The organism is Rhodococcus sp. IEGM 1354 (genome assembly GCF_030056855.1).
Classification (GTDB): Bacteria; Actinomycetota; Actinomycetes; order Mycobacteriales; family Mycobacteriaceae; genus Rhodococcoides.
The window spans coordinates 777,514-794,246 of the sequence record NZ_JASHKT010000001.1 but is presented as its reverse complement, the minus strand read 5'-3'; the positions used below and the strand labels follow the sequence as shown (position 1 = coordinate 794,246).

24 protein-coding genes are annotated in these 16,733 nt (G+C 63.3%); 15 read left to right on the top strand and 9 right to left on the bottom strand.

Annotated features, from left to right (window positions below; genetic code table 11):
• The first annotated feature begins 164 nt into the window (after positions 1-164).
• The 6 genes from QM588_RS03985 (at position 165) to yczR (ending at position 5,422) form a co-directional block, all read left to right on the top strand.
• Positions 165-1,388 carry an alkane 1-monooxygenase gene (locus tag QM588_RS03985; RefSeq protein WP_283311616.1) on the top strand — a complete coding sequence of 408 codons (1,224 nt, stop codon included), beginning with the start codon at positions 165-167 and terminating at the stop codon, positions 1,386-1,388.
• Positions 1,388-1,552 carry a rubredoxin gene (locus tag QM588_RS03980; protein WP_283311615.1) on the top strand — a complete coding sequence of 55 codons (165 nt, stop codon included), beginning with the start codon at positions 1,388-1,390 and terminating at the stop codon, positions 1,550-1,552. Before QM588_RS03985 ends, QM588_RS03980 begins: the two co-directional genes overlap by 1 nt.
• Positions 1,549-1,722: a rubredoxin gene (locus QM588_RS03975; protein WP_027495558.1), complete on the top strand. Its 174-nt coding sequence runs from the start codon at positions 1,549-1,551 to the stop codon at positions 1,720-1,722. Before QM588_RS03980 ends, QM588_RS03975 begins: the two co-directional genes overlap by 4 nt.
• Positions 1,719-2,933, top strand: coding sequence for an NAD(P)/FAD-dependent oxidoreductase (locus QM588_RS03970; protein WP_283311613.1), 1,215 nt, complete (start codon positions 1,719-1,721; stop codon positions 2,931-2,933). The genes QM588_RS03975 and QM588_RS03970 overlap by 4 nt, the downstream gene beginning before the upstream one ends.
• A 10-nt stretch (positions 2,934-2,943) precedes the next feature.
• The gene (locus QM588_RS03965) at positions 2,944-3,564 is read left to right on the top strand and encodes a TetR/AcrR family transcriptional regulator (RefSeq protein ID WP_283311611.1); all 621 of its coding nucleotides are present in this window, start codon (positions 2,944-2,946) and stop codon (positions 3,562-3,564) included.
• A 394-nt stretch (positions 3,565-3,958) separates the two neighbouring features.
• Positions 3,959-5,422, top strand: a complete 1,464-nt coding sequence (gene yczR / locus QM588_RS03960) for an aminotransferase-like domain-containing protein (RefSeq protein WP_283311609.1) — start codon at positions 3,959-3,961, stop codon at positions 5,420-5,422.
• A 52-nt stretch (positions 5,423-5,474) separates the two neighbouring features.
• Here yczR and QM588_RS03955 read toward each other — a convergent pair whose 3' ends face one another.
• Positions 5,475-5,924, bottom strand: coding sequence for a YdeI/OmpD-associated family protein (locus tag QM588_RS03955; RefSeq protein WP_283311608.1), 450 nt, complete (start codon positions 5,922-5,924; stop codon positions 5,475-5,477).
• 105 nt (positions 5,925-6,029) lie between these two features.
• Positions 6,030-6,497 carry an SRPBCC family protein gene (locus QM588_RS03950; protein ID WP_283311606.1) on the bottom strand — a complete coding sequence of 156 codons (468 nt, stop codon included), beginning with the start codon at positions 6,495-6,497 and terminating at the stop codon, positions 6,030-6,032.
• Between the two features lie 98 nt (positions 6,498-6,595).
• Here QM588_RS03950 and QM588_RS03945 point away from each other — a divergent pair, with 98 nt between their 5' ends.
• Both QM588_RS03945 and QM588_RS03940 read left to right on the top strand, forming a co-directional pair.
• Positions 6,596-7,204, top strand: a complete 609-nt coding sequence (locus QM588_RS03945) for a ClpP family protease (RefSeq protein ID WP_283311604.1) — start codon at positions 6,596-6,598, stop codon at positions 7,202-7,204.
• Entirely contained in the window at positions 7,201-7,830 is a 630-nt protein-coding gene (locus tag QM588_RS03940; protein ID WP_283311602.1) for a ClpP family protease, read from the top strand. Before QM588_RS03945 ends, QM588_RS03940 begins: the two co-directional genes overlap by 4 nt.
• On the opposite strand, the gene QM588_RS03935 is transcribed toward QM588_RS03940, so the two are convergent.
• Together QM588_RS03935 and QM588_RS03930 are read right to left on the bottom strand one after the other, a co-directional pair.
• Positions 7,788-8,090, bottom strand: a complete 303-nt coding sequence (locus QM588_RS03935) for a helix-turn-helix domain-containing protein (RefSeq protein ID WP_045841141.1) — start codon at positions 8,088-8,090, stop codon at positions 7,788-7,790. The two genes, QM588_RS03940 and QM588_RS03935, sit on opposite strands and share 43 nt — an antisense overlap.
• A 66-nt stretch (positions 8,091-8,156) precedes the next feature.
• On the bottom strand, positions 8,157-8,831 hold the full coding sequence (locus QM588_RS03930) for a class I SAM-dependent methyltransferase (protein ID WP_283311600.1): 675 nt from the start codon (positions 8,829-8,831) through the stop codon (positions 8,157-8,159).
• A 99-nt stretch (positions 8,832-8,930) separates the two neighbouring features.
• On the opposite strand from QM588_RS03930, the gene QM588_RS03925 reads away from it, so the two are divergent.
• The 3 genes from QM588_RS03925 to QM588_RS03915 are packed head-to-tail and all read left to right on the top strand — an operon-like array spanning position 8,931 to position 10,880.
• Entirely contained in the window at positions 8,931-9,602 is a 672-nt protein-coding gene (locus tag QM588_RS03925) for a TetR/AcrR family transcriptional regulator (RefSeq protein WP_283311599.1), read from the top strand.
• Positions 9,599-10,531 carry a TIGR01777 family oxidoreductase gene (locus QM588_RS03920; protein ID WP_283311597.1) on the top strand — a complete coding sequence of 311 codons (933 nt, stop codon included), beginning with the start codon at positions 9,599-9,601 and terminating at the stop codon, positions 10,529-10,531. The genes QM588_RS03925 and QM588_RS03920 overlap by 4 nt, the downstream gene beginning before the upstream one ends.
• 55 nt (positions 10,532-10,586) lie before the next feature.
• Positions 10,587-10,880 (top strand): hypothetical protein, encoded by a 294-nt coding sequence (locus tag QM588_RS03915; RefSeq protein ID WP_283311595.1) that lies wholly within the window; start codon positions 10,587-10,589, stop codon positions 10,878-10,880.
• Here the strand turns inward: QM588_RS03915 and QM588_RS03910 are convergent.
• From QM588_RS03910 to QM588_RS03900, 3 genes are read right to left on the bottom strand one after another with little or no spacing between them, the layout of a single operon-like run.
• Positions 10,867-11,202, bottom strand: coding sequence for a hypothetical protein (locus QM588_RS03910; RefSeq protein WP_283311593.1), 336 nt, complete (start codon positions 11,200-11,202; stop codon positions 10,867-10,869). The genes QM588_RS03915 and QM588_RS03910 overlap by 14 nt on opposite strands.
• Positions 11,203-11,205: 3 nt before the next feature.
• Positions 11,206-11,649, bottom strand: a complete 444-nt coding sequence (locus QM588_RS03905) for a hypothetical protein (RefSeq protein WP_094643389.1) — start codon at positions 11,647-11,649, stop codon at positions 11,206-11,208.
• A 26-nt stretch (positions 11,650-11,675) separates the two neighbouring features.
• Positions 11,676-12,245 carry a cysteine hydrolase family protein gene (locus QM588_RS03900; RefSeq protein WP_283311589.1) on the bottom strand — a complete coding sequence of 190 codons (570 nt, stop codon included), beginning with the start codon at positions 12,243-12,245 and terminating at the stop codon, positions 11,676-11,678.
• Positions 12,246-12,460: 215 nt separating this feature from the next.
• Between QM588_RS03900 and QM588_RS03895 the strand changes: the two genes are divergently transcribed.
• Both QM588_RS03895 and QM588_RS03890 read left to right on the top strand, forming a co-directional pair.
• Positions 12,461-13,789, top strand: coding sequence for a glycosyltransferase 87 family protein (locus QM588_RS03895; protein WP_283311586.1), 1,329 nt, complete (start codon positions 12,461-12,463; stop codon positions 13,787-13,789).
• 217 nt (positions 13,790-14,006) lie between these two features.
• Entirely contained in the window at positions 14,007-14,381 is a 375-nt protein-coding gene (locus QM588_RS03890) for a PLD nuclease N-terminal domain-containing protein (protein ID WP_222082411.1), read from the top strand.
• Between the two features lie 40 nt (positions 14,382-14,421).
• On the opposite strand, the gene lepB is transcribed toward QM588_RS03890, so the two are convergent.
• A complete protein-coding gene (lepB, locus tag QM588_RS03885) occupies positions 14,422-15,162 on the bottom strand; it encodes a signal peptidase I (protein ID WP_222082412.1) in 741 nt (246 codons plus the stop codon).
• Positions 15,163-15,203: 41 nt separating this feature from the next.
• Here lepB and QM588_RS03880 point away from each other — a divergent pair, with 41 nt between their 5' ends.
• Both QM588_RS03880 and QM588_RS03875 read left to right on the top strand, forming a co-directional pair.
• Entirely contained in the window at positions 15,204-15,536 is a 333-nt protein-coding gene (locus QM588_RS03880) for a hypothetical protein (RefSeq protein WP_283311580.1), read from the top strand.
• A gap of 46 nt (positions 15,537-15,582) precedes the next feature.
• The gene (locus QM588_RS03875) at positions 15,583-16,068 is read left to right on the top strand and encodes a hypothetical protein (protein ID WP_222096352.1); all 486 of its coding nucleotides are present in this window, start codon (positions 15,583-15,585) and stop codon (positions 16,066-16,068) included.
• A gap of 50 nt (positions 16,069-16,118) precedes the next feature.
• On the opposite strand, the gene QM588_RS03870 is transcribed toward QM588_RS03875, so the two are convergent.
• Positions 16,119-16,541, bottom strand: a complete 423-nt coding sequence (locus QM588_RS03870) for a hypothetical protein (protein ID WP_283311576.1) — start codon at positions 16,539-16,541, stop codon at positions 16,119-16,121.
• Between the last annotated feature and the right edge of the window lie 192 nt (positions 16,542-16,733).

The window sequence follows — 16,733 nt, the reverse complement described above, 5'->3', positions numbered from 1 at the left end:
CACAACGAGTCGGAAGATAGCAGGCCGATTCGACCAAACGGTGACGCTGTGACTGCCGCAACAATCCATCCGCCCGATGTACAAAGCTCTTGATTTGTACACACAGGATACAAATTGCGCGTATTGTCCACGACACAGTGATCCGCCCTACACGAGGAGTGACGATGACGGCATCGAATGTCGACGATCAGGCACAGGTGCCCGTCGACGAGTGGCACGACCGCAAGCGATACCTCTGGCTCATGGGCCTGATCCCGCCGACGGCGGTGTTTCTGGCAACCGGCCTGGTGTGGTCTTTCAACCAGCTCGGCTGGAATGCCGTGGCACCGGTCTGGTGGTGGATCGGTGCGCTGCTCGTCTACGGATTGCTCCCGATCCTCGACCGGTTCTTCGGCCCCGACGGCGACAACCCGCCCGACGAGGTGATGAAGGCGCTCGAGGAAGACAAGTACTACCGCTACTGCACGTATGCCTACATTCCGTTCCAGCTCGCGAGCCTGGTGTTCGCCTGCTACCTCTGGTCCGCCGACAACCTCTCGTGGCTCGGCATCGACGGCGGCCTGGGTCTGCTCTCGAAGATCGGCCTGGCCATCAGCATCGGTGTCATGGGCGGCGTCGGCATCAACACCGCGCACGAGCTCGGTCACAAGAAGGACGACCTCGAGCGCTGGCTGTCGAAAATCACTCTGGCACAGACGTTCTACGGCCACTTCTACATCGAACACAACCGCGGTCACCATGTGCGCGTCGCTACTCCCGAGGATCCGGCGAGTTCGAAGTTCGGTGAGAGCTTCTGGGCCTTCCTCCCCCGCAGCGTGTGGGGAAGCCTGCGGTCGTCCTGGGAACTCGAGAAGACTCGCATGGAGCGACTGGGCAAGAGCACGTGGAGTATTCACAACGATGTACTCAACGCGTGGCTGATGTCCGTCGTCCTCTACACGGTCCTTGCCGTTGTGTTCGGCCCGATCGTGTTGCCGTTCTTGGTCGTTCAGGCAATCTACGGCTTTTCGCTGCTCGAAACGGTCAACTACCTCGAGCACTACGGCCTGCAGCGCCAGAAGAAGGACAACGGCCGTTACGAGCGATGCACCCCCGAGCACAGCTGGAACTCCGATCACATCGTGACCAACATCTTCCTGTATCACCTTCAGCGACACAGTGATCACCATGCCAACCCCACCCGGCGCTACCAGACTCTGCGCAGCATGGACGGAGCACCCAACCTGCCGAGCGGTTACGCAAGCATGATCTCGCTGGCCTACTTCCCGCCCGTGTGGCGCAAGGTGATGGATCACCGCGTTCTCGATCACTACGACGGCGACATCACGAAGGTCAACATCCAACCGTCCAAGCGGGAGAAGATCCTCGCCGCGTACGGAGCGAAGTGATGGCGGCCTACGAGTGCCCGGTCTGCGAGTTCGTCTACGACGAGACCGCGGGCGCACCGCGTGAGGGCTTTCCGGCCGGAACTCCGTGGTCCGAGGTACCCGACGAGTGGCCGTGCCCCGACTGCGGCGTCCGAGAGAAAATCGACTTCAGGAGCAAGAAATGAAGCTATACCGCTGTGTGCAGTGCGGATTCGAGTACGACGAAGAGCTCGGCTGGCCGGAGGACGGCATCGAACCCGGCACGCGCTGGGACGACATTCCCGACGACTGGTCGTGCCCCGACTGCGGTGCAGCCAAGGCCGATTTCGAGATGGTCGAGGTCGAGCGCGGGTGACCGCTCGCCAACCCGGCAACGTCGTGATCGTCGGCACCGGGGCCGCCGGACACACCGCCGCCACAGTGCTTCGCGCCGAGGGCTTCACCGGATCCATCACGATCGTCGGTAGCGAATCGGATACCACCTACCGTCGACCGGCTGTCTCCAAGGAGCTGCTGCTGGGTACGAAATCGGTCGATCAGGTCCAGCTCGGTGCAGCCATCGACGGGGTCGATGTTCGCACAGGCGTCACGGCTACCGCCGTCACCGATTCCGAGGTGCATCTGAACGAGGGCGTTCCGGTCCCGTACGACGCACTGCTGCTGGCAACCGGTTCTCGTGCACGCCAACTCGACATACCGGGGGCGGCGCACGCGTTCACCCTCCGAAGCGCTGCCGATGTCGCTCCGCTGCAGGCCGACATCGTCCGAACGAGATCACTGCTGGTGATCGGCGGCGGACTGATCGGGTGCGAGGCGGCGGCAGCGGCACGATCGCTCGGTGCCGAGGTCACGGTGTTGGAGGCGGCATCGGCTCCGCTGAACCGGATCGCACCGGCCGCGATCTCGCAGATGTACCGAGACCTGCATGCCGACAACGGCATAACGATGCACACCGACGTCGCTGTGACCGGCCTGGAGAAGCTGGCCGACGGCACTGTTCTCGCAACCTCCGCGGACGGTCGTTCATGGTCTGCGGGCACCGTGCTGGTGTCCGTCGGCTCGGTCGCCAACACCGAGCTCGCTGCGGACATGGGCCTCGAGACCGCGTCGGGAATCCTGGTGGACGCCAGCATGCGTACGTCGAGACCGAACGTCTACGCCGCGGGCGACGTCGCCGAAGTTCCCAACTCGGTACTGGGCGGGACGTATCGGAGTGAGCACTGGAACGGAGCGATCGACCAAGCCACCCGGGCGGCGCGATCCATCCTCGGTCTCGACGTCGGTGATCTCGATGTCCCGTGGGGATGGTCCATGCAGCACGGCGTCAACCTGCAATTCGCGGGGTGGACCGATGCACACGACGAGTACGTCGTGGTGCGCGGCTCCATCGAAAGCCGTCGGTTCACGGCCTGCGCGGTGCGCGACGCCAGGCTCGTCGGGGCAATCGGGGTGGGACATCCCAAGGACATCCGGCAGGTTCGCACCCTCATCGCGAGCGCGGGCCCCGTCGATCGGAACAGTCTCGAAGAAGGTTGGCTGGACAGGCCACATGCGGTCGTTCGATAGAGTCGTGTTCATGCCCGCCGCCGAACAGACGTCGACTCCCGGTCGATACCGTGAAGCCGCGTCCACTCTGGCGCGCGATGTGGCGCTCGATGCGCTGCGCGAGTTGTTGCACGAGCGCAACTGGCGCAACGTCACGATGAGCCACATCGCCAAGGCCGCGGGGTTGAGCAGGCAGAGTCTGTACAACGAGTTCGGTTCGCGACGCGGCGTCGCGCAGGGGTATGCGATCAGATTGACGGACGCGTTCGTCGCGATGTGCGAGACCGCGCTGTACCAACACGAGAACGATGCGTCGGCCGCTCTGAGACAGGGCTTTTCGTCGTTCTTCGAGCTGAGCGGTCTGGATCCACTCGTCCGATCTCTGCACAGCGGCGACGCGCCGGAGGATCTTCTGCGCCTGATCACCACCGACAGTGAGGTGCTGATCGACCGTGCGGGCGAGCGTCTGGCGGAGACATTTCAGCGTGGATGGGTGGGCGCAAGTCCACGACAGGCCGACGTCATCAGCAAGTCCATCGTGCGCCTGGCCCTGAGCTACATTCCCGAGCCGCCCGACGATGTCGCCTCTGCCGCAGACGATCTCGCCCTGCTGCTGTCCCCGTTCATCGACTCCATCGCCGACGGCAACTGACCTCAGCGCCCATAGTTCGCCCTCGCCCCTTTGCCCCGTCTGATCTCGCCAACGCGCGCTGATCTCGCAAACGCGCGCGCCTCTCCACCCCCGCTGATCTCGCAAACGCGCGCGCGTTTGCCAGGTGCGAGCAAAATAGGCCTCGAATCGGGAGCAAATTCGAACGCGTCTGACGAATGCGCGCGCGTTTGCCGAAGCACAGCCAGGTCAGTCGACGTCGACACGACTGCGCGGAGGGCCCGTCGGCGCACTTCTCCCTCCCTCCCTCAGTGCCACCACGGTCCATCCCGCGCCGACCAGAGACAAGGCCAATACAGCTCCAATTGCGATCATGCGACAACAATGGACTGGTTTTACCGTGAATAGTTCAGTCCAGTGTGGGACAGTGGACTGCATGGACTCGTTCGACGCCACAGCGATCTCGGCCCCGGAGTTGGCAGCACGCATCGGCCCGTCGACGCTGCGCAACAGATCCGGTGGTCCGCTCTACCTCGAGATCGCCGACGAGTTGCGGCGGTTGATCGAGAACGGCGAGGTGTCGGCTCAGACGCGGCTACCCGCCGAGCGGGCGCTCTCGATCAGTCTGGACGTCAGTCGGGTCACGGTGGCGTCGGCCTATCGCCACCTCCGTGAAGGTGGCTGGATCAGCGCCCAACGGGGCTCGGGCACATACGTTTCCCCGACGGGGTCGATGCCGGCCTGGAGTTCACTTGCCGGCGACCGCGACACTGCGACAATGGAATTCGTCAATGCGTCACCGTCGGCCTCTCCCCTGCTTGCCGATGCGTACTGCGTTGCGGCCCAGAGGATTCAGGGCCGATTCGCCACGGGCGGTTATGCCCCGTCCGGACTGTTCGAGCTCCGTGAATCGATCGCCGCCTACTACCGGGGGCGCGGAGTGTCGACCACGGCCGAGAACATCCTCGTCACTTCCGGTGCCACCGACGCCATCCATGCGGTGTTGGCGACATTCACCGAGCCGGGTGCCCGCGTGTTGGTCGAGCACCCGACGTATCCGGGTGTCGTCGAACTCGTCCACTCACTCGGCGGCCGATGCATCCCAGTCCCCATCGACCCGGACGACACCGAGGCGTTCGTGCCTGCCGCAGACCGGGCCGCACGTCAAAGCGCACCGACCCTGGCCTATTTCATGCCCGACTTCTCGAATCCATCGGGAGCTCGACTCCCCCTGGGCACCCGCCGACAGCTGTCCGCAACGATGCACCGGCACGCAGTACTGACCATCGTCGACGAGGTAGCAGCGGACCTGTCCCTCGACGGGTCGCCCGATATCGAACCCTTCGGGGCGGCAACGCCGGATATTGCGACGGTGACGATCGGGTCGACGAGCAAGACAGTGTGGGGTGGGCTGCGAGTCGGCTGGGTTCGCGCCGAGTCAGGGCTACTGGCCAGAATTGCCGCCACGTATGCGCGACGCCAACTTTCGACGTCCATTCTCGATCAACTCGCTGCGGTCGAGTTGATGGGCAAGTACGACGAGGTACGCCGAGTGCGCGCCGACATATCCAGAGTCGCACGTGATCACACCGTTGCGCTGATGCGAGACCGGTTGCCTGATTGGCACTTTCGTGTTCCGGATGGAGGCCTGGCATTGTGGTGTTCCCTGCCCGACGGTCGTCGATCCAGCGCACTCGTCGCCGAAGCTCAGTCTCACGGCTTGCTGCTGGCACCCGGACTACGATTCGGCACGGGATATGCGTTCGACGACCGTCAACGCATTCCCTTCACTCGTTCACTTCCCGACATCACCTCGGCTGTGGATATTCTCGCGCGGCTGTCTGCGGCGGACAGGTCGACGGAGGTCGTCGCATCGAACAGACCCGCGACGGTGGTGTGAGCGCGCACTGCCACCGTCGACGCTGGCACGCGCCCCCATACCGGGAAGAACGTCAGGGCCGAAGAGCCTCGATGATCGACGCGATGCGACGGTCACGGGTGTCGGCGCGCTTGGCGTCGGCGACCGATCCTGCGTGTTCTTTCCTCTTCGACGGAGACAGTGCGTCGAATGCTGCGCGCACCGCAGGCTCGGCGTCGAGTGCGGTGGCGAGCTCGGCCGGTAGCTCGACGGTGCGCGGTTCGTCGTCGAGTTCGATGGTCAAGTCGACGGTGTCGCCGGCCTCGACTCCGAGCGTCGTGCGCACACTCTTGTTCAGGCCCAGCAGGTTCTCCCCGCCCATGCGCCCGATGCGTCCTGCCACCGTCTGCCCACCGATCGTGAACCGCACCGGCGGCGTCTTGGTGCTGCCGAGTGAGGCGACCTGGGCGTCGGTCAGCACGATCGCAGCCGCTGGGCCGCGAGGCTCGAGGACCGTGGTCAGTTGAAGAACCGTCGACGTCATCGGCACAGAATAGGCGCGACTACAGGGCTGAGTGTCCACAATTCGCGTCGACGGGCGGAATCCCGCGCGCCGACGCGAAAAGTGGACAGCCAGCGCACCTACCTGTCAGGACTCCGATTCGATGATGCGCTTGATGGCCGCCAGGGTGCGCGGAATGCCGTCGAGCGCGGCCTTGCAACGGGTGTCGATTTGCTCCTGCGCGGAGTCTCCGAATTTGCGGTGGAAGAAGGCGATGCCGTCGGGCAGGAAGTTCCAGTTCTCGGTCAGTCGGGTTCCGCCGTCCACCGCTTCGAGTGTGTATCCCCAGCGCACGAAGTTGTCGCCGACGACCCACGCGAATTCGCGTCCGGGCTCGGCCGCTGCGACGGTCGAGACCGTTTCCCAAGTGCGGTCGGGAGTGACGTTGCGTCCGGTGAACGTCGATCCCACACCGCCACCGTCGGGTTCGTTCCACCGGCATTCCTGGCAGATCGGGCTCCATTCACCTGTTCGGGTGACGTCGGATACGACGGCATAGACATCCTCGGGCGATGCGGCGACGACGACGGAATCGGAGAATTCGAGTGTGGTCATGCCTCCATTGTCCCTCGAGCGTCGCGCAGCTCTGAGCAGCGTCGCTGCCGACAGCAGAATCGTTGGCACACAGCGCTATTGGAGTTCACACTCGAATCATGAGCGAGACACCCCGAATGTTCCCACCCGAACTCCGCGACCGACTCCTACGTCATCGAATCCTCGTGCTCGACGGCCCACTCGACGACGACAACGGCACCGTCCTCACCACCAACCTGTTGACGATGGCGGCCGAGAACCCGTCGGCCGATATCGCCCTGTGGATTCACTCCCCTGGCGGATCGGTTCCTGCCATGCTCGCCATCCGTGACGTGATGCATTTGATTCCCTGCGACGTCTCGACGTTGGCACTCGGATTGGCCTGCAGCGCCGGTCAATTCCTGCTGTCGTCGGGAACACACGGAAAGCGCTACGCGCTACCGCATTCGCGGATTCTGATGCACCAGGGCTCGTCCGGCATCGACGGTTCTGCTGTCGAAGTGGAGGTGCAGGCCAACGATCTTCGCCATACCCGCGATACGGTGCTCGGCCTCATCGCCGACGACACCGGGCAGACACGAGAGCAAATATTCGACGACTCCTTGCACGATCGTTGGTTCACCGCGGACGCCGCGCGCGACTACGGGTTCGTCGACGCCATCGTCAGTTCGTTCGATCAGGTCATGCCTGCGCGTCGGGTGTCGTTCGGGATGGAGATGGCCCGATGAGTACGTACACCATTCCCAATGTCGTCACCCGTGATTCGCGCGGCGAACGCGTCGTCGACGTCTATTCGCATCTGCTCAGCGAACGCATCGTGTACCTCGGTACCGCATTGGATGCCGGTGTTGCGAATGCGATGATCGCGCAGTTACTCCATCTCGAGGCCGATTCCCCCGATCAGGAAATCTCCATGTACATCAACTGCGAGGGCGGCGATACTGCCGCCATGTTGGCAATCTACGACACGATGCAGTTCATCGGATCCCCTGTCGCCACAACATGTGTGGGGCAGGCAGTGGCGGCCGGCGCGGTGCTGCTCGCCGCCGGTGCGCCGGGACGACGTTCGGCGTTGACGCACAGTCGGGTGGTCTTGCATCAGCCCGCTGCGCAGGGGCGAGGCACCATTCCCGATCTCATTCTCGCTGCCGACGAGATCGTCAGGGTCCGCGCCGAAATGGAGATGATTCTGGCAAAACACACTGGACGCGATGCGGCGAAGATTCGGCACGACACCGACCGCGACCTGGTGTTGACGGCACCGTCGGCGCTGCAGTACGGCCTGGTCGATCAGGTCTTGGAGGGACGACGTCAGGCCGCCATCAACGTGGCATTGCCGCGCGACAGGTCGTGATGCGCAAGACCTGAAATTTCGGCCATCGAGGTGCCGAGTGCCCCGACGACGGCCGCAAGGATCTCACTCGACGGGTCCTTGCGGCCGCGTTCGAGCTCCGAAAGATATTGCGGCGCAATGCCTGCGCGCGCCGCCGTGTCGGCGAGAGTGTCGCCGCGGGAGTGTCTGCGCTCGCGCAGCCGGCGGCCGACCACCTCACGCCACAGCGGTTCCACTGCGCGTGCTGCTCGGCGCTCATCGATTCGTATGACCTCGCCCATGATCGGAGCCTAAGCCCCGATTCCGTGGAGGGTCGGCGATTCTGCTCAGAGCAGAGAGCCTTTCGATCACCCCGGCTTCGACCATTCGATGGTGTGCCTGAATCCGACGCGATGTCGCATCGTCGCCCCGGGCAGCGTCGCGTCGACCGATTGCTTCACTTCGTCGAAACTGAGCACCGGGTCCTTGACCGGGAAGGGTGCCGGCTGCTTTCCCGCTGGGCTCGGCCAGGGATGGCCGACGAAGCCGATCAGCGGATTGGTCACGATGGATACTGCGTCCCACAGCAGATCTCGTGGGCTCCGCGGCGCAGCCATACCTACGACGAGCAGCCGGCCGTTCGGCGCGAGAACCCGCTCGACCTGGCGGAGCGTGTCGTCGAGGTCGAGGTGGTGGAGAACGGCGATCATCGTGATCAGATCGACGGATTCGTCTGCCCAGGAGTCCAGTTGGCGTTCGGTGACGGTCACGTTGGTGACATCGGTGCACGCAAGACCTGTGCGGCGGCGCATGCCGGAGTCGATGTCGACTCCGGTGACGTGATCGAAATATGTTGCGAGAGAGCGCACGAGACCGCCACGGCCACAACCCACGTCGATTGCCTGGCATCGTCGGCTCGGCAGGTTGGCGAGAATCCAACTGTGAAAGTAGTCGTTGTGACTCCACGGATGCCGCGCGTTCAGCGCTTGTACCCACTGAGCCCCCTTGCCTCCGATCAGCGAGGTCCCCATTCGTCTGAGCATGCGTCGAGTATCCCGGTCAGCGCCGGGCCACGGCTCTTGAACATGTTCAAAAAGAGGTCTACGGTCCTTTTTGAACACGTTCAGAAACGAGGTGACCGCATGGCCCGCACATCCGAGACGCGCGACAAGCTGGTCGAAGTAGCTCTTCGGCTGTTCCGCGAGGAGGGGTTCCAGGCCACCACCATGCGCCGGATCGCCGACGAGGCCGGCGTGTCGCTGGGCAATGCGTACTACTACTTCGCCGGCAAGGACGAACTCGTCAACGAGCTGTACGTGGTGATCCAGCGCGATCACCGCGAACGTGCGGAACGGGTCATCACCCAGGGCGGGTCGTTGTCGGAGAATCTCGCGGCGGTACTGCATTCCGGCTTGGACGTGCTGACGCCGTATCACGCGTTCGGTGGCGCGTTCCTCCAGCTGGCCCTGCCGACGAGGTCCAGCTCCAGTCCGTTCTCCGAGGAATCGTCCGATGCCAGAGCCATGGCCATCGATCTGATGCGCACGACGCTGGATGCGTCGAAACAGAAGGTGCCCGCCTCGCTGAACGACGCACTCCCGCAGCTGCTCTGGATGATCTACATGGGCGTCACGCTGCATTGGGTCACCGATTCGTCCGACGACCAGGCTCGCACCCGCATGCTGGTCGACGGGCTCGTACCCGTCGTATCCAAGGCGGTTCGTCTCGCCCGTCTCCCGGTCGCGCGCGGCCTGGTAGCCGATGTCGCCGGTCTCCTGAAACGAATGACCTCACCAGAAGGATCGAGCCGATGACCGATTCACCATCGACCGTCGTCCTGTGCGGTGCCTCCGGCTACATCGGCGGGTATCTGCGTAGCTACTACGAGGACCGCGGCATCGGCGTCAGGACGGTCGGACGCGGATCGTCCAGCGATGCACCATGGTCCGACCATCGCGGTCTCGTCGAGGTCCTGAACGGGTCCGATCTGGTGGTCAACCTCGCCGGCCGCTCGGTGAGCTGTCGCTACAACAAGGCCAACGCCGACGCGATCATGTCGTCGCGAATTCAGACGACAGCCCAGCTCGGGCGTGCCTTGGCACAAGCGCAGAATCCGCCGGCGCTGTGGGTCAACGCGAGCACCGGAACCATCTATCGCGATGCCCGCGACAGGTCGATGAGCGAACGGGACGGCGAACTGGGATCGGGCTTCTCGGTCGAGGTGGCCAGGTCGTGGGAGCGCGAACTGTTCGACGCCGACGTGTCGATTCGCCGAGTGGCACTGCGGTTGTCGATCGTGTTGGGCGCAGGCGGTGGGGCGATCAACCCCATCATCGATCTGGCGCGAGTGGGTTTAGTTGGCCGCATGGGCGATGGCGGCCAGATGTTCAGCTGGGTGCACGTCGATGATGTCGCTCGGACTCTCGACCATCTGTACGCCACCTCGGACATCGCCGGACCTGTCAACGTGGCGACACCGTTCCCGGTGACCAACGAGGTTCTGATGCACCAGGTTCGGTCTGCTCTCGGTCGCGATCACGGACTGGCGACGCCGGCATGGCTGCTGAAGCTGGGCGCACGGGTGATCCGAACCGAACCCGAGCTGGTCCTCAAGAGTCGGTGGGTCGAGCCGCAGGTATTGACCGACAGTGGGTTCGACTTCCGATACCCGACGCTGGAGGGTGCGTTGGCCGACATCGCATCTCGGACGCGACCCGGCCTGCTCCCCGTCGCCCTCGGCTGACGGGGAGCTCCGAGCTCTACACCAGGGACGCCGAGAGGCCGCCGTCCAGAATGTAGTGACTGCCCGTGATCCATGTTGCGCAGTCCGAGGCGAGGAAGCGTCACTCGACGTCCCGGACATCGAGCAACGTCGAGAAGACATGATCCGGCGCGTGGTGACGAAGTACTGCGAACTACGCGGCACCGAATCGGCCCTCGACCGCCCCTCCGCCTACATCCTGCTCGACGGGATCTTCCAACGCGCCTTGCTCCGCCATCTTGCGGGCAACACCTCCGAAGTCGACGCAGCCCGAGCACAATTGAAGGCCGCATTCGCGTTGTTGGACCTTCCGAACGTCACGACTTCTTGATCTTCTCCAGCGGGTAACCCCCCACCACCACGACGACGAAGACGTAAACAGCCAGACCGGCCAGCTCCCAAGTCGTTCTTTCACGGTGGAACTCGGAGCCGATCCATACGATTGGCACCACAGCCATCATGGAACTGACCGTGCACCAGATCCCGACCGATCGATTGGCTCGTGCACGCAGTCGGGGTGTCGATTTCACCGTGTCCGACACTCGTGCACCGTAGTAGTCGGGATGCGTTGCCCTGCCACGGAATCCGACGGATGCCGCGTACGCAAACGCGACGAACCAGAGCATCAGCATCAGTATCAGCACGGTGTTCATGGGCTATGTTGCGGACGCTCGACGTCGACTCTTCAGTTCGCGATAGTTCCGAATCGTGTTGGAGCAAGCCCACGCCGCAATGAGCGGCACCAGGAATCCGGCTGATGCGGTAGCGGTCGCGAACACCAGAACAACGACGGCGTACGCGATCAGTGTCACCACCACCGCGTCGACTTTCCGCCCGATCGACGACCCCGGTGTGACGACGATTCCGGGGAACTTCGGTGAGTCGGCCAGTGTGCGAACTGCCGCAACACACGCGGCGAGACCGCCCACGACCAGGAACGAGAACAGCAACACTTCACCGAAACCCGTGTCGGCCCAATCTATTCGAGGGTCGAAGACCCCGTGGACCAGCGACGAGAGAGTCGGGATCGACGCGAAGTACCCCAGATACAGCAGCACAATGGGTCCCGCGAGCCCTGCTACTGCTCCCCGATCGGCCATACCGAACGGTATCAAATTGGGCGACGTCAGTGGGAAGTTATGTCTTTCGTTTTGATCACCGTCGCGAACTCGCCGTGCAGGTTGGTGGCCGTGATGGCCGACAGTGTTGCGGCGGGTACGACAGTCCCGTCGGGCGCGACGCGATCGAAGGTGTGCGTCGCGTCAATGACGAAGTAGGTGTCGTAGCCGAGGTTCCCAGCCATCCTCGCGGTGGTCTCGCAGCAGTGGTTGGTGGTGATTCCGCAGATGACCACCTGGTCGATGTCCTCGCCGCGCAGCCATGCGTCCAGATCGGGAGTGCCGTAGAAGCTCGAATTGACGCGTTTGTGGACGAGCAGATCCGGAATCCCGTCGAGCATGTCCTTGAAGCGATGCCCGTCCTGCGTCGGCGACAACGGCGACTGTGGATTGTCGGAATCATGCTGAACGAATACCACCGGCCAAGCCCTGGACCGCCAGAACTGAACGAGCTCAACAATATTGCTCTCGCACTGCGAGTTGTCCCGCGGACCCCAGAATTCCAAATTTTCGAAACCGGCCTGCACGTCGACGACGATGAGTGCAGGTCGACGAAGGTCGGCCACCCGGATATCCATGGACACCAACCTATCCGGTGCCGATCGGGACAGCGAAAATCCCGGGTCGAGTTGCGGCCCGGGATTTTCGTCGAACTATCGCGTCGCGAGTTCGTAGATCAGTAGTACGGACAGCGGGAGGATGGAGAGGAGTCCGAGCCAGACGCTGACAAAAACGTACCGGTCTGTCCGTGTCGAGTTCCCTGTATCAGGTACAACGATCTATCGTGTAGGCCATGACGACGTCCAGTATTCGGCCGCTCTACGCGCGGTCGGACTCGGACGTGCACGCAGAGAACGACCAGGAGACGGCCATCCGGGAGACGCAGCCGGAAGTGCACGCGACGGGCGTCGGCCGGCTCGGTTGGCGCTGGTTCCTCGCGTCTGCGCTCGCCGCGTGCGTCGCGATCGTTGCGCACGCCTACTTCTTGGGATGGACAACCCCCTTCGGTCTGTTCGGCAACGGAATCGACACCATCGTCTATCGGCACGGTGCGTACGTCGTTCAACAGGGCGAGCCGCTGTACGAGTTCGCATTGTTCGACATCGGCCTACCGTTCACCTACCCGCCCTTCGCGGCGTTGGCCTTCGCCCCGCTCGCCCTTCTCACTGTCACGAGCGCTGTGGCGGTGGTTCAGGCGATCAACCTGTTGCTGATCTACGTGGCCGTGGTCGCGAGCTGGCGCGCGCTCGGATATCGAAGCGCAACAATGTATCTCGTCAGTGTCGGATTGGCAGTGGCACTGACGTGGCTCGAGCCGGTTCGCATGACCATCTGGCTCGGTCAGATTAATTTGCTCTTGCTGGTTCTCGTTCTGCTCGACCTCACCCGCGGCGAGGGCAGTCGTCTCCGCGGCGTGGGTGTCGGCATTGCTGCGGGACTGAAACTGACGCCCGCATTCTTCGTGCTTCATCTACTGGCACAGAGACAGTGGCGGGCAGCCGTTACTGCGATCGCTGTGTTCACAGCAACCGTGCTTGCCGGACTGATCGTCATTCCCGCCGATTCGTGGAGATTCTGGACGTCGACGATGATCGACTCGGAACGAATCGGTGCACTGGCCTCACCCGCCAACCAGTCGATCCATGGCGCATTGGCTCGACTGTGGCCGGGCAATACACCTCCTTTCGCCGTGTGGCTGGTGCTCGCCGTTGTCGTCGCCGCTCTGGCGCTGTGGGTGGCGGCACGCGCGCAGGCAGCCGGAAAGACGTTGCTGGCCCTGACAATATGTGGAATGGCGACGCCGATGGTCTCGCCTTTCGCGTGGGGCCATCACTGGGTGTGGTGCATTCCGCTGACCGTCCTCGCTCTCGACTACGCCAACCGACACCGAACCTGGTGGAGTTGGCTGGCCCCGATCGCCGTGACCACGCCGATGACTGCCTGGTACTTCACCGACTACCGCGGCATCAAGGCCATCGGAATCTTCATGTTCGAGGGCTCCCCCGCCTTCGAGTTCGCCGTCCAATTCACCTATCCCGCGGTGTTTCTGACGACCCTCGTCGTCGTCTTCGTCGCTCTGAGGATCAGGCCCACCGCGGGCCATGACGATGCTCGCCGATAGGCGCACCCGCGTCCCACAGGTCCGGTGACCGTCCTGCTCACCAGGGATGGGCAGCGATCATCCCTGTATATCTACTGCCCAGGTCATTGACGCTGCATCCGGCCGTGTCCGAGCCCCCGCCCCAGACTTCCAAACCGACTCGTCTGTCGGAAACGCGAAGACAGCGCTACGATCTTCGGTACATCGGACCGAGCGGTCTTGGACATGGAGGGACACAATGCCGTATTTCGGTTTGCTGGTCATGCTGCTGTGGGTGTTCTGTCTGATCGACGCGATCACCGCAGACGAGGGTGGCATCCGCTATCTGCCCAAGATCGTCTGGATTCTGCTCATCGTCTTCCTCCCGTTCGCTGGGTCGTTGGCCTGGCTCGTTGCGGGCCGACCCGTCGGTGCCGGGATCTGGGGAGGTGCCGGCGGGTCCGGTTACGGTCGCGCGAGCAACTCCGCGTACCCCGAGTACGAGACACGGCCGGGCCGTCAGGCCGCCCAGAATCCGGATGCGGACGCCGAATTCCTCCGGCAATGCCGCGAACGCGCCGAGGAACAGCGACGCATGGAACGCGAGCGTCGTAAGCGCGATCTCGGGTTCTAAGACGCTGCTACTCGACGGGATCGTGGGAATGCGTAGTCGATCAGCGCTGTATCGCAGGCGATTCGATAACTCCCCATCTCGACGGTGGCAGCACTATGAATCTGGCCTTGCCGATCACATTCCCGATAGGGACCGTTCCGCCCAGTTCGTCACGGGAGTGTGCCCTCGAATCGGCTGAGCCGCTTCGATTGTCGCCCATCATCCACAGATTGCCGGACGGTACGGTCACCGGCCCGAAACAGCGACCGGACTGCGGAACTGTTGCGCAGGTGAGTGTGTCCGCGTCGTAGGGGAAGTCGAACGCGATGTAGGGCTCGTCGAGCGGCTGCCCGTCGACCTCGACTCTTCCTTGCACATCGCAGCACTGGACGGTTTGCCCGCCTGTTGCGATCACCCGTTTCACGAGGTCGTTCTCGTCGGGCGCGACGAGTCCGGCCCACGATCCCGCGTCCTGCAACGCCTTCACTCCTGCGTTGCTCGATCGGCTCGACGTGTATCCCCTGTTCCACGACTCCGTCGGAGCCTTGAACACCACCACATCACCCGGCTGCGGATCGCCGAATCGAAACGTCATCTTGTCCACCACGATTCGATCACCGGTACAACCGGGACAGCCGTGCAGCGTGGGTTCCATGGACTGCGACGGGATGAGATAGACACGTCCGACAAATGTTTGCAGCAGCACACTCAGTAACAATGCGACCACGACCAGAACCGTCAACTCTCGCAACCAGGACGGCACCCTACGACGGGTCGCATCGGAATTCGCAGCGGCAGTCATACCAGCAGCCTAGGGCCACAAGTTTGCGTATCGTACTGAGCATGTTGTTTCTCGGCCTCCTGCTCGCTGCCATCAGCGCAGCCATGATGACTGTCGCGACGCTGCGGCTGTCACAGGTGAACGAGGGCCACTACCTGCCGATGACCATAGGCACGTTCGAGGTTCGTTCCCCGTGGAAAGTGACGACCCTCCGAGTAGGCGCGCAGGCCGTAGCGGTCGCAAGCGCGTGGATAGTGGCTGGAGCGGTGTGGGACCTGACGACTGCTCCTGCTGCCCTCGTTCTTCCAGCGGCGGCCCTCATTCTGCCGATCGCCGTGCCGGTACTGGTGATCACCGCGCAACACAACCGACTCCTGAAGACGTCGGGTATCTGAAGGCTATTCACCTACCCGCCACACTGTTTCGGTCCATACTGGGCCGGTGAAACTTGTCGGAGTGAGCGCGGTCGCTGTGGTGTTGCTCGCCTGCGCCTGCTCCCCCGCCGAGGTGGACGAGCCGAAGTCGCCAGTCGCATCGGTCAGCCCGACGCAATTCGCCTCTCCGCCACCGCCCATCACCGACGATGTGCCGACCGCAGCCCAGTTGACGGCTCTGTTCGCAGCGAGCGTGGACTACTCGATTCGCGAAGAAGATCGAGCTCGATTGTTCGACGGGCCGGCCGAGAACAACGTGCGGCTCGCACGCGCCTGGGGCGCTCAGCCGGATCCGCAACACATCGAATTCACAACCGTCGCTTCGACCGGTCCCGATTCGGTGGAGGCCATGGGTGTCGGAACTTTCCGAAGCATGGACAGTTATCCCGTCGGACCGATGTCATTCGTGCGATACGACAATCAGTGGAGAGTCCCGCGTGATATCGCCTGTCTCTTGGTGGGCGCGTTCGACGGCCCTGACGCCTGTCGGTGAGCGTGTCCTCGGCGCGTTCACCGGTTCGGACTGAACCGCTCCAGCCGGAGTCAGTTGACCTCGGGCGCAACGTAGTACGCGAACACGTAACTGATTGCAGTCAACGCAATTGTCACCATCAGCTGTATCGGCGGCTCCGCGCTGTCCGACGCGACCATCGCCGAGGAAGCGCTCGCCCATGCCGAGAGTCCGGCAACGAATAGTGTCACCACTGCCGCAGTGCACAGGGCAAATCGGTGTCGCCATTGTTTTCGACCGCTAGGCGGCCACGGCACTGCAGTCTTCAGTGCGTACTTGCCGCCGACCACCGCCGCGAATCCCACCAGCAGTCCAACGATTGCGCCGAGTACGGCAGGGAGAGTCAGATCCAACCACTTGCCATCGATGACCGGTGCGATGAGTACCGCAGACGTGACTGCCCCACTCCCGGCGGCCACGCTCAGCTCTCTGCCGCCCCAGTCCATGGGACTCACCCAAACACATGGCCTCACCACCCTCGAATCGGGTGCAGCTGACCGCGTGAGCGCGGCTATCTGCACCCGATTCAGGTGGATTGGGAGGCAACGGGTGCCCACGCCGAACTGCTCCGGCCGAGTCACGAAACGGGACGGAACCCCGCCGCAAACGCGCGCGCTTTTGTCGAATGGCCCTCTCTGGCGGTCGAA

Coding starts and splice junctions, on each gene's coding strand:
- QM588_RS03985 (WP_283311616.1), top strand. CDS start 165: ATGACGGCATCGAATGTCGACGATCAGGCACAGGTGCCCGTCGACGAG.
- QM588_RS03980 (WP_283311615.1), top strand. CDS start 1,388: ATGGCGGCCTACGAGTGCCCGGTCTGCGAGTTCGTCTACGACGAGACC.
- QM588_RS03975 (WP_027495558.1), top strand. CDS start 1,549: ATGAAGCTATACCGCTGTGTGCAGTGCGGATTCGAGTACGACGAAGAG.
- QM588_RS03965 (WP_283311611.1), top strand. CDS start 2,944: ATGCCCGCCGCCGAACAGACGTCGACTCCCGGTCGATACCGTGAAGCC.
- yczR (WP_283311609.1), top strand. CDS start 3,959: ATGGACTCGTTCGACGCCACAGCGATCTCGGCCCCGGAGTTGGCAGCA.
- QM588_RS03955 (WP_283311608.1), bottom strand. CDS start 5,924: ATGACGTCGACGGTTCTTCAACTGACCACGGTCCTCGAGCCTCGCGGC.
- QM588_RS03950 (WP_283311606.1), bottom strand. CDS start 6,497: ATGACCACACTCGAATTCTCCGATTCCGTCGTCGTCGCCGCATCGCCC.
- QM588_RS03945 (WP_283311604.1), top strand. CDS start 6,596: ATGAGCGAGACACCCCGAATGTTCCCACCCGAACTCCGCGACCGACTC.
- QM588_RS03940 (WP_283311602.1), top strand. CDS start 7,201: ATGAGTACGTACACCATTCCCAATGTCGTCACCCGTGATTCGCGCGGC.
- QM588_RS03935 (WP_045841141.1), bottom strand. CDS start 8,090: ATGGGCGAGGTCATACGAATCGATGAGCGCCGAGCAGCACGCGCAGTG.
- QM588_RS03930 (WP_283311600.1), bottom strand. CDS start 8,831: ATGCTCAGACGAATGGGGACCTCGCTGATCGGAGGCAAGGGGGCTCAG.
- QM588_RS03925 (WP_283311599.1), top strand. CDS start 8,931: ATGGCCCGCACATCCGAGACGCGCGACAAGCTGGTCGAAGTAGCTCTT.
- QM588_RS03920 (WP_283311597.1), top strand. CDS start 9,599: ATGACCGATTCACCATCGACCGTCGTCCTGTGCGGTGCCTCCGGCTAC.
- QM588_RS03910 (WP_283311593.1), bottom strand. CDS start 11,202: ATGAACACCGTGCTGATACTGATGCTGATGCTCTGGTTCGTCGCGTTT.
- QM588_RS03905 (WP_094643389.1), bottom strand. CDS start 11,649: ATGGCCGATCGGGGAGCAGTAGCAGGGCTCGCGGGACCCATTGTGCTG.
- QM588_RS03900 (WP_283311589.1), bottom strand. CDS start 12,245: ATGGATATCCGGGTGGCCGACCTTCGTCGACCTGCACTCATCGTCGTC.
- QM588_RS03895 (WP_283311586.1), top strand. CDS start 12,461: ATGACGACGTCCAGTATTCGGCCGCTCTACGCGCGGTCGGACTCGGAC.
- QM588_RS03890 (WP_222082411.1), top strand. CDS start 14,007: ATGCCGTATTTCGGTTTGCTGGTCATGCTGCTGTGGGTGTTCTGTCTG.
- lepB (WP_222082412.1), bottom strand. CDS start 15,162: ATGACTGCCGCTGCGAATTCCGATGCGACCCGTCGTAGGGTGCCGTCC.
- QM588_RS03880 (WP_283311580.1), top strand. CDS start 15,204: ATGTTGTTTCTCGGCCTCCTGCTCGCTGCCATCAGCGCAGCCATGATG.